At 65.8% G+C, this 2,391-nt stretch carries 2 protein-coding genes; both read left to right on the forward strand.

Translation table 11 applies throughout. The features are described from left to right. Window positions 1-237 precede the first annotated feature (237 nt). Window positions 238-1,434: an IS110 family transposase gene (locus tag HF877_RS21060; RefSeq protein WP_169623146.1), complete on the forward strand. Its 1,197-nt coding sequence runs from the start codon at window positions 238-240 to the stop codon at window positions 1,432-1,434. Window positions 1,435-1,562: 128 nt separating this feature from the next. After that, the gene (locus HF877_RS21065) at window positions 1,563-2,348 is read left to right on the forward strand and encodes an alpha/beta hydrolase (RefSeq protein ID WP_229580827.1); all 786 of its coding nucleotides are present in this window, start codon (window positions 1,563-1,565) and stop codon (window positions 2,346-2,348) included. The last annotated feature ends 43 nt before the right edge of the window (window positions 2,349-2,391 follow it).

Here is a 2,391-nt window from a genome sequence, read left to right on the forward strand (position 1 = left end):
CGCCCCCCGTTACCTTCTTCGTAGTCCCGCGCCGCGGGGCCACGGTCGCCGGGTTCGGTATGACTTTCTTCCCCTGTCTCTCCAATGATCCGGGGGGTGGTGTCGCCGGGCCTGGTGGCATCGATGGACCGCTGATAGGGACAGGGCCGCCGGGTTCGAGGTAGGTCTCTTTGTAACGTGGGTGCCGGGTATCGATGCTGGATCGGCGACCGGTTGAGCCGGACGAAAGACTGCTTCATGGACACGAGTTACGCCGTGTTTTGCGGCATCGACGTGGGCAAAGGCGAACACCACGCGGTCGGACTGGACGCCGCCGGCGCCCGACTGTTCGACAAGGCGCTACCGAACGACGAGGCCCGACTGCGAGCTGTGTTCGCGGACCTGGCCGCGCACGGGCCGATCCTGGTGGTCGTCGACCAACCGAACACCATCGGCGCGCTGCCGGTCACCGTCGCCCGCGCCTGCGGCCACGACGTCGCCTATCTACCGGGGCTGTCCATGCGCCGTGTCGCCGACCTCTACCCTGGGCAGGCGAAAACCGATGCCCGCGATGCGTTCATCATCGCGGATACCGCCCGCACCATGCCCCACACGCTGCGCCGGGTCGACGTCGGCGACGAGACCCTGACCGAACTCGGAGTGCTCGTCGGGTTCGACGACGACCTCGCCGGCGAGGCCACCAGGATCAGCAACCGCATCCGCGGCCTGCTCACCGGGATCCACCCCGCCCTCGAACGGGCACTCGGTCCCCGAGTGGCGCATCCGGCCGTCCTGGAAATCCTGTCCCGTTTCGGTGGCCCGGCCGGGATCCGGCAGGCCGGCAAGCGTCGGATCACCACTCTCGCGGTCAAACACGCACCGCGCATGGGTGCCCGGCTGGCCGAGGAGGTCTTCGCTGCCCTGGACGCGCAGACCGTGACGGTGCCCGGAAGCAAAGCCGCCGAGATCGTGTTGCCCAAACTCGCCGACTCCCTGAAAGAGGTTATGCAGCAACGTCGGAGCATCGCCGTCGATGTCGAGAGGATGCTCGACGATCACCCTCTTTCCCAGGTCCTGACCTCGATGCCCGGCATCGGCGTCAGGACCGCTGCACGCATCCTCATCGAGATCGGTGACGGCTCGGGCTTCGCGACGGCCGGCCACCTCGCCGCCTACGCCGGCATCGCGCCGGTCACCCACCGATCCGGATCGTCGATCCGCGGCGAACACCCCGCCCGCTCGGGCAACCGGAAACTCAAACGCGCGCTGTTCCTGTCCGCGTTCGCCGCCCTGCACGACCCGACCAGCCGCGCCTACTACGACCGCAAACGCGCCGAGGGCAAGAAGCACAACGCCGCCCTGATCTGCCTCGCTCGCCGCCGCTGCGACGTCCTGCACGCCATGCTCAAGAACAAGGCGCTCTACCGAGCTCCTGTATCAGCGGAAGCTGCATGACAATGGAAACTCTGAGCAGCGCAAACTCCGAGTCTTGGACTCCTCCAGGCCGGTCTGCTAAAAGGGGATGAACAGGGAGATGGGGGGACTCGGTGACCACTGCGAACCGATCTGGAGCTGGTGAGCCTGTGCTATTGCTACACGGATTCACCCTCTCGCATCATGTGTGGCACGGCGTCGTCGACGACCTCTCGAGCAACTACGACGTCCTGGCGATGACTATGCCTGGGCACTGGCGCGGGCCACGCCTGCGTGTGCGCGATCTGGGTGTTCGTGGGATCGCCGACGGAATCGAACGTGAACTCGATGACCTCGGCTGGGACACCTGCCACGTCGCGGGAAACTCCCTGGGAGGTCAGGTGGGCTTCGAACTCGAGCGGCGAGGACGTGCGAGATCCCTCGTCGCGATCAATCCCAGCGGAGGGTGGAAGCGATTCTCGGTAACCGAGTTCCGTCTCGGGATGGGTTTCGCCGCACAATTTCCGCTGGCGGCGGTTGCACGCGTGTTCGGTGATCGCGTCGCTACTCGTGAGCGCTTCCAGCGCCCGATCATCCGAAACTGCAGCAAGGACACGGCTGCCGTCACTCCCGAAGACGCGGCCAACGTACTCCGCGCGGTCTCACACTGCCCCATCTACCTGCCGATCCAACTGGCGTTTCTCCGGGATGGACCACTCGCACACCTCGACCGGGTCACCGCGCCGACCACGTTGATCATGTCCGAGTTCGACACCTTCCTCACCAGGAACGAGTGCATGCAGCGGCTGATCGACGAACTGCCCGACCATGTGGAGGAAGTGACCCTGCCCGGGGTCGGGCACATTCCGATGCTCGAGAATCCCGGAATCGTTGCCGATGCCCTGCGCGCACACCTCGTCAGGGTGACCCGTCAGCAACCCGAGCAGGCATCCTGACTCGCAGCCTCAAGGGTTGACGAGAACATAGGGACACCCCCCC

It is taken from the genome of Rhodococcus sp. BL-253-APC-6A1W, from assembly GCF_012843405.1.
Classification (GTDB): Bacteria; Actinomycetota; Actinomycetes; order Mycobacteriales; family Mycobacteriaceae; genus Rhodococcus.

Bases quoted from the DNA above. Each gene is read 5' to 3' on its own strand.
- HF877_RS21060 (WP_169623146.1), top strand. From the start codon at position 238: ATGGACACGAGTTACGCCGTGTTTTGCGGCATCGACGTGGGCAAAGGC.